General features: G+C 53.8%; 14 protein-coding genes. 8 read left to right on the top strand and 6 right to left on the bottom strand.

Going from position 1 to position 15,573, the window contains the following annotated elements; genetic code table 11:
* Positions 1 to 118: 118 nt before the first annotated feature.
* The 3 genes from ACERI1_RS16685 (at position 119) to ACERI1_RS16675 (ending at position 3,336) form a co-directional block, all read left to right on the top strand.
* Positions 119 to 589, top strand: a complete 471-nt coding sequence (locus ACERI1_RS16685; protein WP_373619598.1) for a hypothetical protein — start codon at positions 119 to 121, stop codon at positions 587 to 589.
* A gap of 494 nt (positions 590 to 1,083) precedes the next feature.
* Positions 1,084 to 1,416, top strand: coding sequence for a hypothetical protein (locus tag ACERI1_RS16680; protein ID WP_373619596.1), 333 nt, complete (start codon positions 1,084 to 1,086; stop codon positions 1,414 to 1,416).
* Positions 1,417 to 2,076: 660 nt separating this feature from the next.
* Positions 2,077 to 3,336, top strand: a complete 1,260-nt coding sequence (locus ACERI1_RS16675) for an anion permease (protein ID WP_373619595.1) — start codon at positions 2,077 to 2,079, stop codon at positions 3,334 to 3,336.
* 40 nt (positions 3,337 to 3,376) lie between these two features.
* Here the strand turns inward: ACERI1_RS16675 and ACERI1_RS16670 are convergent, their stop codons facing one another.
* Complete coding sequence (locus tag ACERI1_RS16670; protein WP_373619594.1) at positions 3,377 to 3,796, bottom strand: universal stress protein; 420 nt, start codon at positions 3,794 to 3,796, stop codon at positions 3,377 to 3,379.
* Between the two features lie 294 nt (positions 3,797 to 4,090).
* Positions 4,091 to 5,293: an RNA-guided endonuclease InsQ/TnpB family protein gene (locus ACERI1_RS16665; protein WP_373619593.1), complete on the bottom strand. Its 1,203-nt coding sequence runs from the start codon at positions 5,291 to 5,293 to the stop codon at positions 4,091 to 4,093.
* A 482-nt stretch (positions 5,294 to 5,775) separates the two neighbouring features.
* Between ACERI1_RS16665 and ACERI1_RS16660 the strand changes: the two genes are divergently transcribed.
* Positions 5,776 to 6,015 (top strand): hypothetical protein, encoded by a 240-nt coding sequence (locus ACERI1_RS16660; protein WP_373619592.1) that lies wholly within the window; start codon positions 5,776 to 5,778, stop codon positions 6,013 to 6,015.
* The gene (locus ACERI1_RS16655) at positions 6,008 to 6,172 is read left to right on the top strand and encodes a hypothetical protein (RefSeq protein WP_373619590.1); all 165 of its coding nucleotides are present in this window, start codon (positions 6,008 to 6,010) and stop codon (positions 6,170 to 6,172) included. The genes ACERI1_RS16660 and ACERI1_RS16655 overlap by 8 nt, the downstream gene beginning before the upstream one ends.
* Positions 6,173 to 6,302: 130 nt before the next feature.
* Here the strand turns inward: ACERI1_RS16655 and ACERI1_RS16650 are convergent, their stop codons facing one another.
* Positions 6,303 to 6,743 (bottom strand): hypothetical protein, encoded by a 441-nt coding sequence (locus tag ACERI1_RS16650; RefSeq protein WP_373619589.1) that lies wholly within the window; start codon positions 6,741 to 6,743, stop codon positions 6,303 to 6,305.
* Positions 6,743 to 7,621 (bottom strand): ParA family protein, encoded by an 879-nt coding sequence (locus ACERI1_RS16645; RefSeq protein WP_373619588.1) that lies wholly within the window; start codon positions 7,619 to 7,621, stop codon positions 6,743 to 6,745. The genes ACERI1_RS16650 and ACERI1_RS16645 overlap by 1 nt, the downstream gene beginning before the upstream one ends.
* Before the next feature lie 779 nt (positions 7,622 to 8,400).
* On the opposite strand from ACERI1_RS16645, the gene ACERI1_RS16640 reads away from it, so the two are divergent.
* From ACERI1_RS16640 to ACERI1_RS16630, 3 genes are all read left to right on the top strand, one after another.
* Positions 8,401 to 9,603 (top strand): Cdc6/Cdc18 family protein, encoded by a 1,203-nt coding sequence (locus ACERI1_RS16640; RefSeq protein WP_373619587.1) that lies wholly within the window; start codon positions 8,401 to 8,403, stop codon positions 9,601 to 9,603.
* A 325-nt stretch (positions 9,604 to 9,928) separates the two neighbouring features.
* Positions 9,929 to 11,347 carry a DEAD/DEAH box helicase family protein gene (locus tag ACERI1_RS16635; protein WP_373619586.1) on the top strand — a complete coding sequence of 473 codons (1,419 nt, stop codon included), beginning with the start codon at positions 9,929 to 9,931 and terminating at the stop codon, positions 11,345 to 11,347.
* Entirely contained in the window at positions 11,334 to 12,665 is a 1,332-nt protein-coding gene (locus tag ACERI1_RS16630; RefSeq protein WP_373619585.1) for a DUF790 family protein, read from the top strand. The genes ACERI1_RS16635 and ACERI1_RS16630 overlap by 14 nt, the downstream gene beginning before the upstream one ends.
* A gap of 433 nt (positions 12,666 to 13,098) precedes the next feature.
* Here the strand turns inward: ACERI1_RS16630 and ACERI1_RS16625 are convergent, their stop codons facing one another.
* Together ACERI1_RS16625 and ACERI1_RS16620 are read right to left on the bottom strand one after the other, a co-directional pair.
* A complete protein-coding gene (locus tag ACERI1_RS16625; protein WP_008165019.1) occupies positions 13,099 to 13,299 on the bottom strand; it encodes a hypothetical protein in 201 nt (66 codons plus the stop codon).
* A gap of 594 nt (positions 13,300 to 13,893) precedes the next feature.
* Complete coding sequence (locus ACERI1_RS16620) at positions 13,894 to 15,123, bottom strand: Cdc6/Cdc18 family protein (RefSeq protein ID WP_373619584.1); 1,230 nt, start codon at positions 15,121 to 15,123, stop codon at positions 13,894 to 13,896.
* Between the last annotated feature and the right edge of the window lie 450 nt (positions 15,124 to 15,573).

The raw sequence follows: 15,573 nt of genomic DNA, 5'->3' as shown, positions 1-15,573 counted from the left end.
GGAGGATGTGTCCGCAGAGCGTGTCGGGGAGGAGCGATCTATCGATTACCACTTCACCCGGACTCCCGTCTCGTGAACTGCCTCGGGGCTTTATTGTCGTGCCCGCTCTACTATCGATATGACACTCGACGTATCCATCCCGGGGCCACCCGATCTTTCGAACCGGGGCCGACCGAGCGGTTTCGACTGGGAAGAATCGGAAACCCTCGGATCCGAGGACTTCTACCGCGAGGATCTCGAGAACCTCCTCCAGGAAGGCGCGTGGAATGAGGGGTTCGAGGAGTGGGCGGAGTACACGGATCTCGACGAGGAGGAGGTCCGAGTCGTCGACGACCTCGACCTGTTCCAGGCCTTCGACTTCTATCGTGATCCAACGGACGACCACCTCCGCTTCGACGCCCCGACAGTGCCTGAGGACTGGCGCGAGCGCGACGTGACCGAATCGCTCGATTCGAGTTCGGTCTCGGCCATCAATCGCGAGTTACATGACCTCGGCCGGGCCGTCCACGAGACGATCCAGAACTACCTCCAGCGGACCCGCGACGCCTCCGACCGGAATGAGGAACCCTTCGGCGATCGCGAAGAGTAGAGCGAGGTAACGGAGGAACGCGGGCGGTGGATCGGCGGGCGTTGGTGGGAGTCAAGAAGTTCCAGAAGGTGGTCCGGGATGAAATCCTACCCGTAGCTAAATCCACCGAATACCGCGCGCGAACTACATGAGTCGTGCCCCCGAGCCATTGGCGACTCAGGAGACCTCTCGATCCAAGAGGTCTACACCCAGCGGTGGGAACCGAAGACCAGCAACAGCGCCAGAGCCACCGGGATCGCGTTCGTCGGCGACGAGGTCGTTTTCCTGATCCTGAACGTCCTGGGGAGTGGCTTCATACTGCCGGACAGAACTACGTGAAGATCGGTCGCTCTGCTGCGGCCGTCACCGGTGGAGACGGCCGCGAATCCGCGACCGACTTCGTATTGACTTCTGTCCGACAGTATCAAAATCTGGGTCAGTCGGGATGGGAAGTTCGACCCGCATCTCCGATAGGCAGCCCTACTGTTATCCGCCTGAATCCCCTACCGTAGTATATGGCAGATGATAAACAGAGCCGAGATGAACAAGCAGATGACGAAAAACGTCGCCAGCGAGAGCGGATGCAAGAGGACGCACGTACCCGCGCCGATGAAGAAGAGCCGGTGCGCGTCTCCCCTGGTGAGGGGCTTGGTGATCTTGATGAAGCGCTCAAATCGCACGACTACCCAGCCACGACAACTGAGTTGGTTGAGGCCTATGGCGATTATGAACTTGAAACGCAGGGCGGCAAGAAATCCCTAGAGGACGTACTCTCTGCAACTGATGACCAAATATATGACTCAGCCGAGGACGTTCGCAGACGGATACTGGAACTCATAGGCCGATAGCACAACGGTCCAACACACTCATCTCGCAAATTGGACCGCCTGTGCTGAAATAAACTCCGTCTGTAGTTACCTCTCTGCTGAATCCATGCTCTATGCTCTGTATCGGTCACACCGGGACTGACAGACACTGAGTGTAGCTTCAACTCTCGATATGTAGGTTACCGTAAATATTACTGTAAAACGTTTTCGTCCACCTCATCTACCCGTTCAGCGAGAAGCTGAACAAGCTCCCGTATAGTGATTTCATCTTCCTGTATAAGTGTTGTATCGACAGCATACTTGATTGCTTCAGCTAGCTGGAGCAATCATGACGGGCCATGATTCGAGTCAGCTTCGCAGCCAAGTTATCACTAATTGTGATTGTTGTGTAACCTTCTGGAGGCATGAACAACTAATCGAGTCTCTTTACGGTAAGAGTTACGGTAAGATAGGCCGTTCACGCTTGAATCTACACTGAGTAGATCGAAACGACATTGCTACATACACAGCGCATATCAGTCACTGATCTTTGGACAACCCGTGTGGAGACGAATCAGTAGAGACTAGTGGGACTTCAGCTGTGAAGTACTGGATCTCCGTATTACTGCGTCTCTCGGTTGTAGCCGACGGTTCAGCAGTGAAACGGCACTATTTTTCGTGTGCGAACCGAATCGCAGACACGTGGCAGAATTACTGATTCTCTTGGGGTTTCTGGTAGCAGTATTCGTCGGGTACAATATCGGCGGGTCATCAACCGGTGTTGCCTTCGGTCCGGCCGTCGGCAGCCGGGCCGTCAGAAAAGTCACCGCTGGAGCACTGTTTACCGTGTTCGCGTTCCTCGGAGCGTGGACGATTGGGCGGAAGGTCATCACGACGATGAGTGCCGAAATCGTCGATGCAGCAGCCTTTACACCCGAAGCGAGCGTTGGCGTCCTCTTTTTCACCGGGCTCGCACTCCTGATCTCGAACCTCTACGGTGTCCCGGCGTCAACCTCGATGACAGCCGTCGCAGCAATCGTCGGACTCGGATTGGCAACGGGGACGCTCAACACTGCCCTGATGTTTACCATCCTGTCGGCATGGATCGTCGCCCCGCTGATCGCCGTTTTCACAGGTGCGTTTATCGGCAGATATCTGTACCCGCACCTCGACGCCAAATTCGAATTTGGTCGCCTCACGAACCCGTTGATCGCAATCGATACCCAGGGGAGGCTCCCACAGCTATCGGTCAACGATACCGTCTCGCCTCGGGATCTGATCGGGTCGGCGCTTGTGGTAGCAATTGCCTGCTACATGGGGTTCAGCGCCGGAGCCTCGAACGCGGCGAACGCGGTCGCCCCGCTCGTCGGCAACGGGTCCCTCGACCCCAGCCCGGCGATTCTCCTCGCGGTCGGAGCCATCAGCGTGGGCGGCTTCACGATTGCCCGGCGGACGCTGGCGACCGTTGGCAACGATGTTACTGACATGCCGATTCTGGCAGCGCTCATCGTTTCGACCGTGGGTGCGACGATCATCACCGTCCTCTCGTGGCTCGGAATTCCAGCCAGCCTCGCCGTGAGTACGACCAGTTGCATCATTGGGCTCGGGTGGGGCCGTGCAAGCCGAGCGCGGACGCTCGCAGAAATAGTCACACAGTCCCCTGCCAATGAATCCGCTCCAACGTTTACGACTGGTGCACTCAAACTCCCGCCAGTTGAGGACGACAAGGGGGTCGCTGCAGGCCCGACTGTGGGCGAACTCGCTGAAGGCGAGTCTCCTCACCCGGACAGGCAGCACGCATCCGGGGATCGTGTGTCTAGCATTGGCGAGAAAGACCCGGAGGAACTGTCCGCCGAAAGTCTGTTTGACCCCGCAGCCACGGCGCGTATCGTGGCGCTCTGGGTCATCACGCCGACGATGGCGGTCGTGGGATCCTATGGCTTGTTTTCACTCCTCGCCTAAGAGAACACCACGTCCGTCCATCGGTCTCAGTCGCAGCGACTCACCGAGCGACGATCACGGGGACGGGCGAGTTGCGGAACACTTTCTGGGCGACGTTCCCGACGACCAGTCGATCGACTAACGAGCCGCCGTGGCTCCCGATGACGACCGCATCGAAATCGTCGGCGCTGTTCACAATCGCCCGAGCCGGATGGCCCAGTTGAACCTCGGTGGTGATCTCGACATCGTACTCGGCGGCAAGTTTCTTGGCGTCATCGAATATGTCCTCTGCGCGCTCCTCTGCGGCCTCTTCAACATCCTCTTCAAGAGCAAGCGACGTGGCTGCTCCTCCCCACAGTGACGGTTCGCCCACGACATGTAGGACGGTAATCTCCGCGTCGGGATGGTTCTCAAGGGCGTACTCAAGCGCATGTTGGGCCATTTCCGAGCCGTCTATCGGAACGAGAATTCGTGAGATCATAGTACCAACTACGGTTAGAATGTGGATAAAATGATGGTTCGTTCGTCTCAGGATGCGCAACGTATTCCCACCAGCTGCCGAATGCACTCTCTGGGGCTTGTTTAGACGCTGCTGAACACGTCGGTTCGTGGCCATCATGGGCGAACAGAATCAGTCCGTGAGTCCTTCTCTCTCCGATTTCGGTGCTTGGACAAACACCGAATAGGGCGATCTAAACCGCGTGTGAACTACCCCGCCCTACTCGCCGCCTTCGGCGGCTCCTTGAGGGCGGGGCTTCCCGTTTCGACGACGTTGTCAGACTGAGTCTGACAGCCTGTCGAGGTTCCCTCGACAAACGCGACTTGCAGATACGGAAACCGAGTCCACAGCGGTCGCAGTCTCCACGGGCGTAGATTTGGAGTGAACCACTCCTAGTGTGTCAAGACCACGCGATAGCACGTTCAACGACGCGTTCCAATCCCTGTCCAGTTCGAACCCGCACGCTGGGCACGAATGCTCGCGTCTCCAGATGGGTTTCCACGTCGAAACGCCGCACGAGGCACACTCTGTGGTTGTTCCGCGCGCCTCGACTTTCTCGACGTGACAGCCGTTCTTCTTGCCGTGGTGTTCGAGGATGGTAATGAAGTTGCGCCACCCGACCTCGGCCTTGTTCCGTGCATTCTCCGGTGATTCGAGCATCTCCTTTACCGAGAGGTCTTCGACGAAGACGGCGTCGTACTCAGTGGTGTAGAAATGCGCGAGCTTGTGCTTGAAGTCCCGCTTCTTGTTCGACATCCGGGCGTGGACTTCCGCGACACGGCGGCGTTGCTTCTCCCAGTTGTTTGATTCGTACTCTTTCCGAGAGAGCGAACGTTGCTCGCGTTCGAGGCGCTCGCGGTCAGCGGACAGGTCGAGCCGCCCGATCGAGCGCCCATCCGAATCGTGGATAAAGTTTAGCACACCGAGGTCAAGACCCACGGTGTCATCGGGTTGGATGTCTTCGACGGCGGTTTTCTCGGATGAGTCAGTCTCGATGCAGAACGAGACGTACCACGCGCCAGTCGGCTCTTTCTTGAGAGTCACCTCTTTGATTTGCTCGTGGTCAGGGAGGTCTCGATGGAGGCGAATCGGAATTTCGCGGGTTTTGCCCTTGAGTTTCGTGAGGATGAGGAGTCCGCGTCCGTTCGGGCCACTCTTCTTGTCGAGTTCGAAGCCTGATTGGCGGTACGTGAAACTCCTGTACTCTCGGGGCTTTTTCCAGTTCAACGATCCTACGTTGTAGCCCTTGGCTTTGAGCTTCCCGAGGTTCTCGATGTTGTCTCGGATGCGCTCGACGGCCTTCTGTAGGACGGTGGAGTAGACCTGTTTCAGGTCGGGCCACCAGTCTTTCATCGTGGGAAGCGTGTCGCGGATGCTCCAGACACGCTGGCGGAGCGTGCCCGCGTCGTTGGAGATTTTGTCGAACTCGCGGAGCGCATGATTGTAGGTTTGTCGTACGATGTCCCGCGTCCAGTCCATCGCTTCGCGTTGCTCCGTGGTTGGGAGCAATCGGAAGCGAGGGCTGTATATCATCCGATGTGTCTCTGTGTACGACAGATTCGACGGTAAAGATTCTGGTTGTCCCGTGTTTGATACTCGTGCGGGTGCCGTATCCCCACCCTACTCACTCCCTCCGGTCGCTCCTTGAGGGCGGGGGCTTGGCACCCTCACCGCCACGCTAAAGCATACACAAAACAAAAAGGCGAATCTACCGCTACCTCTGTTGGCGAAGGTGATGTAAACTATAAGCCCGACAACCAATACAATGAAACCAAATAGAGTTCCCCGAACCACCACATGGCCTGACACAGCGTCAGTAACTTACGAGTGTGCCCGCTGTGGATGGACCGATCCCAGCACCGAGTTACAAGAACCAAACGGTGAGTGTCCTGAATGTCTCTCGTCGGCTGTGCAAGTGGTCGGCGATGACTAATACCGACCCTCGCTCGCCTGCCGAACGTATGGATAGTTTTGCAGCCGAAGTCGACACACTCAACGGTGCCGCGGCCACGAGCCACGATCGCGAGGTCTCGGTGACAGTCGTCGAAAAGGAATCGAACCAGTCGGTCGACCTCCGATCCGTGTTTGAGACCGCAACCCGGTATGGCATAGTGGCCTTCGACGGCGATGCAGCGAGCAACAAAGCAGAGTTGCATTTCAAGCCCGCCGACGTCGTGTTCGACGGTGATTACGATGTCTGACCGTACCTACGAGTGTCCCTCTCCCGACGACTGTCCGTTTAAATCCGATAGCGCCGCCGGCCTCGCGGCGCACGTTAACAGCGAGCACGAGGGCGAATACCAGCGCGAGGACTGGCCGAATATGCCTGCCGGTCGTGTGAGTCGGCAACCCGATTAGGACGATGAGGGCGCCGAACTGGCAGAGGGAGACCAATAGACAGTCATGGCTGTTGAATGATACCACTAAGCTACTCCGAAGTGTACGCATCGGCCGTGGGCTGAGCCAACCTGCGGCCTCGAGATAGTTATCATTCGTCTGTGAGAAGTGGTCCAGATTCTCGGTCTTCTCGAGTCGCAACAAAGACCTCAGCAATATCCTCGGGAGTCAACTGTTGTGCTGCAGATTTGAGCAATGCATTGTGCAGTTCACGTTTCTGCACAGCTTCATAGCCATCGCGACGGAGCATAATCTCGGCTTCGAAGAGAAGGCCAGATGCACCATCAATCGTGTCCCACGTCTCAGGAAGGCAGTAGATTGAATGCTGTGTCTGTGTTTTCGCAGTCGGGAATGCTGGCTCTGTTTGAGAATCGTATGCTGAGACGCTATCACGATCCTTAGACGTAGTGTCGTTTCCTGATGATTCCTCACCTGCTGTGGAGTCGTCTGCAAGGGTACCAGCAAGTTCATCTAGCGCCTCGTCACCAGGATCAGATTCCTCCGACTCGTCAGCAAGATCGTCGAACGGCATTACCGCATCACCCCGCCATTCTCGACGATTTGGGCAAGTTCCTCATAACACTTGAGCTGGTCACACTCTGGATCATAATCGCGTAGCGGTTTGCGAGCACGATGTGCTTTATCGATACTAGCACGGTGACGGATACCTGGGAGATCACCATTGTAGTTGCCAGCGTCGATCGCTTCCCAATCAGCCGCAGAGAGATGTGCGAAGTTTGGGACGCACGATGCAAGCTCATCACGGCTGTTAATCGCGTACAGCAGGTTTCGGTCTCGAGTGTCCTGATCGAGGCGTTCGCTAAGATCAGTTGGAACAAGTGCAAGCAATTTGAGGTCGAAGTACTGGCGCGCTTCTTGGATCAGGCGTTTGTTCGTCTGTGTGATCCCAGATTCCCATCCACTCTCTGGACGGAGCGGGACAATGAGATTCTTTGTTGCAAACAAGGCATTGTCGTTGAGCTTTCCTCGATTGGCCGGCGTATCGACAACGATGTAAGAGTATGTATCCCCAAGTAGAGGATCAACGACGTTACGGTTAAGTCGTTGACTTGAGGCCATTGCCGATTTCAGATTCGTCTCCACCTCCTCGAGAGCTTCATGAGACGGCAGAAGATCAAGGTCATCGGTAACTGGAACAACATGATCTAACGGATCAGCGCCGTCAAGTAGGACTTCTTGAACGTGGTTGTCAGATTCGTACTGGTCACGGTAGCCAAGATTGAATGTGGTGTGGCCGTTATCGTCGAGGTCAACAAGGAGAACACGGCCATTTCTCTCTGCAAGTTCTCGTGCAAGATTGATCGCGGTAGTTGATTTCCCAAAACCACCTTTGAGGACGTTAACTGCAACAGCTCGAGGTTTTTTCGTGAGCTCGGGATCGCTAGCCATAGAGGATAGTTCACGTAGCCACAGTATAAAGTGTGATGGAAAGAGATCATGTAGAGACCTGAGTGAACTTCGCCACGTTATCGGAATTCAGACCCGTGAGTGAATTCTATACAATATAGAAATGATCTACAGGATGAAGTGTGGCACATGTAGTTACATTCTCGAATGTGGAGATAGAAGGACTAGCATAGACGGTCGGCGAATTGGCTGAAAGAGAGGGCGCTAAGCTCCCGTCCTCAAGGAGCGAACAGAATCAGCCGTGAGCGAGTAGGGCGGGTAGTTCATCTTAGGAGTGGAGCTCGTCAGGAGAGATAGACCTCAAAGAGATTCAGAAGATCAAGTGAGAGAAGACGGAAGGGGCACCCCCGGGGGCGTCCAGAAAAGACGGAAGAAAAAGCGATCTTCCTCACGATCGCAGAGAAACTATTAAAACGTCATTCTAGTAAGACTGTATCTTTCTCTAGTGGAATATATCCTAGTTCGAAATCTATAAGAGGTGTACTACTGTACGGAACCGCAAAGCAGGTAGTAGAAAGCAAGGAAGGATGAATATCCGACCGCGCTTTCGACTGTTTTCTCCTAGTCTCTTTCATTGAGGTAGTAATCGTGATATCTTGTGGTTCCAGACTCTGATAACTTGGTTTCATTGCGGGCCTCTTTTTCCCGCTAATTCCGGACGCCCCCGGGTGGGGGTGGGTCTCATCCACCCGTATTTCTGGACATTATGGGGGGTTCTGGACACTACGGTTATTTGTGTAATGAGTGCGTTGTCTCCTATCATGACCGAGTACTTTCAGGACCGATCAGAGATCTTCGAAAGCGAACGTATCCTGAAAGAGAGTTACACACCGAATGATCTTCCAGAACGAGAAGAGCAACTCAAACGACTTGGGTTGGAGGTTCTTTCCCCAGTTCTCAACGATGCACCCCCTCACAACGCGTTTCTGTACGGTAAGCCCGGGCAGGGGAAAACAGCAGCTGCACGTTTTCTCCTTGAGAAACTGCAAGAGAAAGTCGATGAGCGGAGCGGAATCAACTTGACTACTATTTTTCAAACGTGTAAAGGGCATCACTCTTCGTATCAGGTTGCGTGTGATCTTGTAGAACAATTAACTGGTGACAACCCGAACGGTCATCCGAAGAGGAAAGTATTCGCCCGGCTGTACGATGCTCTTCAAGAGATTGGTGGAATTGTCGTTATTGTCCTTGATGAAGTTGACAACATCGGAAACAAAGATATGATTCTCTATGAGCTGCCACGCGCGCGTGATAACAGTCATATTGAGGATATGGACGTTTCCGTGATCGGAATCAGCAACGATATGACGTTCTACGAGGAACTCGACCCTCGAGCTAAGGATTCGCTATGCGAGGTCGAAATCCACTTTCCACCGTATGATGCTGATCAGCTGCGGAGCATTCTCAACCGTCGGTCAGAGAAAGCGTTCGTCGATAGTGCTGTCACGCAGGAAGCTATCGCACTAGCAGCGGCGCTTGCTGCCCAAGATCTAGGATCGGCACGGCAGGCGATTCGGTATCTGTACAAGGCCGGTGAGTTCGCCGCTCTTAACGACGAACCGCAGGTCGGTGAGGAGCATGTCCGCAAGGCCGAGGACCATGTTGAGCAGATGAACATCGCGCAGAGCATTCGTGATTTAACAATACAGGATCAGTTGGCATTGCTAGCACTCACTTCGTTGGCAACAGGGAATGAAACGCCAGCGCCAACACCAGAGGTGTACTCGCGGTACACAGATATCACATCTCATGTCGACACGAACTCGATCGCAATGCGTCGGGTTCGCAGTCATCTCCATGATCTAGATATGATTGGTGTCGTCTCAGGGGCGAAGCGCAGTGGTGGATCGCGTGGCGGTCCAAAGTACTACTGGGAGTTGAACACGGATTTGGATACTACGATCAATGTCTTGACTGAGGAAAATCGGTTTAATGATGTTCTTAGCCTGATTGATAGACCATAACAGCTTTTCCGGACATTCAGGGGTCAACTGGACGTAATGGGTTCTTTAGTTAGAAACCTATCTTATCCTTGAGTCCAGATGGAGTACTGTATCCTCTATTTCCAGAATCTCCGACAACATTCGCATGTCGGTATATCTATCGGCGCCGCTTCTGGCTATTATCCTGTATTGCATTTCCTAGATGTAATAACATGCACTCCTCTATAGGATGTTTATACATCTCTGAATGTAGAGATAGAACTATTGTCATGGTATACTGAATTTGAAAAGGACTTGTTGGAAACCACAGACTCAATCTGACTGGCCCCTTGGAACTACGCACCGAATGCGGATCGAATTCGACGACGGGACACTCGTGCTCCATGATGCGCCTGCTGACGTCCCCTTTGCGAAGTGGGATGACCGCATTGATGAGTACCGCGTGCAGGCCTATCGGTATCGGGAACTTCTCGAATGGGCTGGAGGCTGGTCCGACAGCGATGGACAGACAACACTCCAAGATGCGTTACCACGTTCTATGTCTCTCTACGATGCTGCTCGAAGCTACCCGGAACTCGGTCTTACGCCAGCACTCCACATCGAGCCACGTGACTACCAGCAGGCTGCCCTCAACGCCTGGATTGACCACGGCCGCCAGGGGAGTGTCGTTCTTCCGACTGGCAGCGGGAAGACGTTTCTTGGGCTGCAAGCAATTGCTGACGCCGGCGTAAGTGCGCTTGTCGTGACACCAACGATTGACCTGATGAATCAGTGGCACGCCACACTCACCAACGCCTTTGGCGATCAGGTCACAGAACCGATCGGCGTTCTCGGCGGCGGCAGCCACGAGGTCACCGCAATCACCGTCACTACCTACGATAGTGCCTACCGCTACATCAACGAATACGGCGACCAGTTCGGCTTACTCGTCGTCGACGAGGAACATCACCTGCCAGCGCCGACCTACCGGCAGATTCCCGAAATGACGATCGCACCGTATCGGCTGGGACTGACCGCTACCTACGAACGGCCTGACGGAAAGCATGAACTCCTCAAGGATCTCATCGGTCCGGTTGTCTATGAAGAGGCTGTCGACGAACTCGCTGGCGAGTACCTCAGCGAGTACGAAACCATCCACATGTCTGTCGAGCTCACGGCCGAGGAACGGGAGACATACGACGAAGAGTACCAGATCTATCGCGATTACGTCGACAGCCACGAGTTCGACCTCTGGAAAGAGGAGGGTTATCAGGAGTTCCTCAAACGGACGTCTTATGATCCAAAGGGACGCCGGGCACTCATCGCCAAGCAGCGCGCCGAACGCATCGCCCGAACGGCAGAGAAAAAACTCGAGACGCTCGACAACCTGCTCAAACGCCACTACGACGACCGCGCGATCATCTTCACTGCGAACAATGACTTTGCCTACGAAATCTCTCAGGAATTTATCGTCCCCTGCATTACCCATCAAACGAAGACGGACGAGCGCACCGAGATTCTCGAGCGGTTTCGGACTGGCGAGTACTCGATGTTAGCCACGTCACAGGTGCTCGACGAGGGAATTGACGTTCCCGCTGCGAACGTGGGGATCATCTTGTCGGGAAGCGCTTCGAAACGGCAGTATGCCCAGCGGCTTGGACGCATCCTCCGGCCGACAGATGACCGCCAACCGGCCCGACTCTATGAGATCATCACGGCAGACACGATGGAAACGTACGTGTCCCAACAGCGCCGACAAGGGGTGACGACGAATGCTGACGGCTGATCTGGCTCGCTCTCGTACCACCGGCGATGAAATCAAGCCGCTGTTTATCGATCCAACAGATGAGAACTATCGAGAGACGGCACGCCAACTCATTGCACTGTTTGATGCCCATCTTGGTGAGCCAAAAGGCGATCTCGAAGACGCAATCGACGAACTCACTGTGGCGGATACCGACTACAAGATCGTCCAGGGACTGGCGAAACTGCTTCTCGACGAGTGTGAGTTCGAAGTCACGTCTCCGGTTGAGCCTCGTGAGATCCGCCAGCACTTGTTCGAGAAAGCTAACGAGCGGTATCCGGTTGTTCGCCAGCCTACGCTCGGTGACGACACACAGAAGATAGAGGTGTATAGTGCAGTTGCTGATGAGTTGGATATCTCACTCGAAGCGTGCTACCGCGGGATGTATGCTGATCTCGAGGAGAACAAACGACTTGTCCAGATCGGCACGCGGACCGCTGACCAGTATGCCGGTGCTGGCGAGCAATCGACCACAACGACGACACTGACTGGCAGTAGTGACGGCGAGTACGAACACACTGATCTGACGGTCGACTGGCTGGTCACTCGCTACAATCTTGCGCTCGCCCAGGCAGTCCTCTACGACGCAACTGAGATGCGAATCCGTGTCTGGGACCATTTCGGGACGGTATTCAGCTACGTCAAACTCTTCGGACTGATGCATCGGATCTATCCGATCGATTCTGATGGCAAGCGTGTCGAACGAACCGACCATGCCGGTGGCTACGAGGCCATACTTGACGGTCCAGCGTCGTTGTTCTCTCAATCACAAAAGTATGGCATCCGGTTGGCGAATTTTCTGCCAGCATTGCCCCTCTGTGACCGCTGGGAGATGACTGCTACAGTACTAATCGATGAGACAGCGGGTGAGACACGGCAACTCAGACTGGACGACACTGACGGACTCGATTCACACTACAGTACTGGCAGGCAGTTCGATAGCGATCTCGAGCAGACACTCGCCCAGAAATGGGAGCGAGCGACCACGGACTGGGAGTTACTACGCGAAAACGATGTGTTTGACCTTGGTGACGAGGTGATGATCCCCGATTTCGCGATCGAGCATCCGGATGGCCGGCGAGCGATTCTCGAAATTATCGGATTCTGGACACCCGAGTATCTCGAGTCGAAACTGAAGAAAATACGCCAGGCAGATGCTGAGAATCTCCTTGTCGCAGTCTCCGAACAGTTAGACTGCTCGAATGATGACTTCGGTGAAACGAGCGAGCGGATGCTCTGGTTCAAAACTGGGATTCACGTCTACGACCTGGTTGAACTGGCAGAAGAGTATTCGATTTGAGAACGGAACTCTCAGTGTGTTCTCTTGATAGACGGACGAGTTCACGTGTCTGAAGTGGGGTGCGAGATTCACGCGGATTCCTTTCCTTCCCTCTAATCAAAGACACTGGACACACTGGGGTGGGGGAGTATGTGTTACTCTCAGCGTGCGCCTTTGACTGGGAATCGGGAAGAGATTGATAATGAGGACATCGGATATATCACCTGTCGCGTGATCCGCTGCGCGCGACATTGTCCGATCACTCCCACCCCTCAGTCTGTCCGGTGCTGATCTTTGTCTTCGATCCACCGGACGTACCGCTTTTCGGTACTTGAGACACACCGTGTGCAGAGTGAACTCTGTGTGCGTGGGGCATCAACTATCTATGAAGGGGGAGTTTCATCCTTGTTTTCTCAGGAAATACGGTGTGTCTTTCGTCCCCCTACGTTCCGTGTCATCGGTCGAGTCCTCTACTATCTGAACCTGCACTGTCTGGTCCAGCAACTGCCTTCGCACGCTCGAGTTCACGAATCTCTTGCTGAGCCTGCCGTTCGAGCAATTCGGCTCGCCGACACCGTTCACCAGCGACGTCGTCGACACTGTCCTCGTCACCGATCGTGAAACGCTTGCCACGGTGATCGATCTGCTTGAGCATCAGTACCGATTCTCGACTTCATCCACTGCAGCATCTCGAGCGTCTGCTTGGAGATGCTCGTAGCGGACCTCACAGCTGTCCGAACAGAACCGACCAGAATATCCTGCTCGATCGCGAGCAGGCTCCGAACACGTCGGCATTCGGCACTCGTCGCGGTCGCGGTCAGTCATCTGGCGATCCCTCGCTTCAGGAGCTGAGTTGTTTCAGTGGCTGTCGACGCGATTGCTGTCTCTCTTTGTCTCATGGGTTACTGCGGTGGGCTCCCTTCGAGCCCCCGCACCCCTTTCGGGGGATACAAACCGTCTGGAGTCGGTTGTTCAATAGTCAGTGGCTGAGTATTTCATTCGGCACAAGGACAAGCCCCATGCGGATCTTGAGGTCGATATGGCGAACATGTTTGTAGCCGTCATCTGGTTAACTCACTTACCTACCCCCCCCCAGATTTCACGAGTGTTTGAGAGGGTCTGGATTCATCGAAAATAAATCGGGGCTGTAACTGTGTGAACATCTAAAATCGAGACAGGACAACAGTCCCCATCTTTTCCCACTCTTCACGGGAGTTCGAATTTTCTTAATTATATTCTGTATTTAAACTCAGTAGTTAGTGATTTCAGTTTGGAATAAATCATCTAGCCGGTCTACGTCCCGTAGAACTTCTTCCACCATATTTGGCCGGATGTCGCCGAACTCGTAGAGATAGTAGCTGCCGCCTTTCGGCCCTTCGTTGTGCTCCTCCACGTCGAGAAAACCTTTCAGCTTTAATTGACTGAGCCGATCACGGATGGTTCTATCAGTTTTCACGTCAGTATCAATCCTATTCGCTGCGATCTCGTAAACATCGTAGATATCACTGCTTTTAGCCGGCAAACTGTCTTGCTTCTCCAACGTTAGCAAGGCATACAGTGTCAAGTGGCTTTGAGTCGGGACGGACTCAAGTTCGTTTCTGACCTGCGATTCTTTGACTTTCGGCTCTGCTTCACGGATATGTTCTTCCTTGACCTCCTTAAGATCTCGACTGCGCGCAATGTCACCAGCTTTGAATAAGAGTTTGAGTGCTTGACGGGCGCTTCCGGATTCTTGCCCGGCAAATGCTGCGGCTAGTGGGACTACATCATCTTCTAAGACACCGTCAACAAATGCGTTTTCCGCTCGCTGGTACAGAATGTTGCGGAGCTGGTTAGCATCGTAAGGAGGGAAGTGGATCTCTTCGTCACACAGTGAATCTTTGACTCGTGCGGAAAGATTGTCTCTGAACGTGAATTTATTAGAGATTCCGATTACGCCAACTTTGGTTTCTTCTACTGGGACGTTTCCGTTGTCGTTGCATCGAGGAAGTTCGTAGAGAATGTCGTCATCGTTTCCTATTGCGTCGACTTCGTCTAGTACGAAGAGGACGTGTGTGGAGTCGATTTCTTGTAGGTGTTCCCAGAGAAACTCGTAGATTGTATCTGGAGGATAGCCTGTGGTAGGAATTTTATTGCTGGTGTCTCGGAACTCGTTCACCAGTTTGACAGCAACTTGGTATGAGCTATTTAGATTTTTGCAGACGACGTGGACTACGTGGATATCAAGATTATCGTAGTTTTCTTGATCTTTGCGGAGACGATCCATTATCATCTCCGTGGCGACTGTCTTTCCGACTCCTGTTTGGCCGTAGAGGAAGATGTTTCGAGGCCTTGCACCTTTGATTACGGGCTTGAGGGCTGCTTGGTATTCCTCGAGTTCACGGTCTCGTGCTATCAGATCCTCTGGTTTGTGGCTGTCCCTAAGCACGTCTTCGTCAAGGAAGATTGGGTCTTCTGCCGTGAAAGGTTCAAGGCCCATGAATAAGTTAAATCAACTGAAGGATCATAAACCCCCTTGTTTCCCGAGTTTCCTGAGAGTTCCTGAGCTTCCTGAGACCAAGGACAGTCACACACCTCATTTCCTGAGAGTTGTTGTTGAAGTGGGGCGGAGTTTCTCAAAACATATCTAGAGGAGGGAAAACTATAAGTTATAAGCTTAAGAACAGTATCCGCACTGGGAACAAGTTCATATTAGAAGGTTGATTGTTTTTGTATTGTAGCTAGTTTTGAACGGATCTAGTCTCGGATTCGTGGTTGAACTCTCAGGAAATGAGGTGTGTCTGTGTGCTGTCTGTAGGCGGTCTGCATTTCTAGCGAGAGCTCCACGGTCATCTGACCCATAGCATCTACACAGATCTCTATAAATAAGCACGGTGGGTGCCTCGAGGCTTGACTCCGAGACGGTTCACACACTCAGGAAATGAGGTGT

Source organism: Natrinema sp. HArc-T2, assembly GCF_041821085.1.
Taxonomy (GTDB): Archaea; Halobacteriota; Halobacteria; order Halobacteriales; family Natrialbaceae; genus Natrinema.
Note: the sequence above shows the minus strand (reverse complement) of the source record. Positions and strands in the feature narration are given on the sequence as shown.

Bases quoted from the DNA above. Each gene is read 5' to 3' on its own strand.
- ACERI1_RS16685 (WP_373619598.1), top strand. From the start codon at position 119: ATGACACTCGACGTATCCATCCCGGGGCCACCCGATCTTTCGAACCGG.
- ACERI1_RS16680 (WP_373619596.1), top strand. From the start codon at position 1,084: ATGGCAGATGATAAACAGAGCCGAGATGAACAAGCAGATGACGAAAAA.
- ACERI1_RS16670 (WP_373619594.1), bottom strand. From the start codon at position 3,796: ATGATCTCACGAATTCTCGTTCCGATAGACGGCTCGGAAATGGCCCAA.
- ACERI1_RS16665 (WP_373619593.1), bottom strand. From the start codon at position 5,293: ATGGACTGGACGCGGGACATCGTACGACAAACCTACAATCATGCGCTC.
- ACERI1_RS16660 (WP_373619592.1), top strand. From the start codon at position 5,776: ATGGATAGTTTTGCAGCCGAAGTCGACACACTCAACGGTGCCGCGGCC.
- ACERI1_RS16655 (WP_373619590.1), top strand. From the start codon at position 6,008: ATGTCTGACCGTACCTACGAGTGTCCCTCTCCCGACGACTGTCCGTTT.
- ACERI1_RS16650 (WP_373619589.1), bottom strand. From the start codon at position 6,743: ATGCCGTTCGACGATCTTGCTGACGAGTCGGAGGAATCTGATCCTGGT.
- ACERI1_RS16645 (WP_373619588.1), bottom strand. From the start codon at position 7,621: ATGGCTAGCGATCCCGAGCTCACGAAAAAACCTCGAGCTGTTGCAGTT.
- ACERI1_RS16640 (WP_373619587.1), top strand. From the start codon at position 8,401: ATGACCGAGTACTTTCAGGACCGATCAGAGATCTTCGAAAGCGAACGT.
- ACERI1_RS16635 (WP_373619586.1), top strand. From the start codon at position 9,929: ATGCGGATCGAATTCGACGACGGGACACTCGTGCTCCATGATGCGCCT.
- ACERI1_RS16630 (WP_373619585.1), top strand. From the start codon at position 11,334: ATGCTGACGGCTGATCTGGCTCGCTCTCGTACCACCGGCGATGAAATC.
- ACERI1_RS16625 (WP_008165019.1), bottom strand. From the start codon at position 13,299: ATGCTCAAGCAGATCGATCACCGTGGCAAGCGTTTCACGATCGGTGAC.
- ACERI1_RS16620 (WP_373619584.1), bottom strand. From the start codon at position 15,123: ATGGGCCTTGAACCTTTCACGGCAGAAGACCCAATCTTCCTTGACGAA.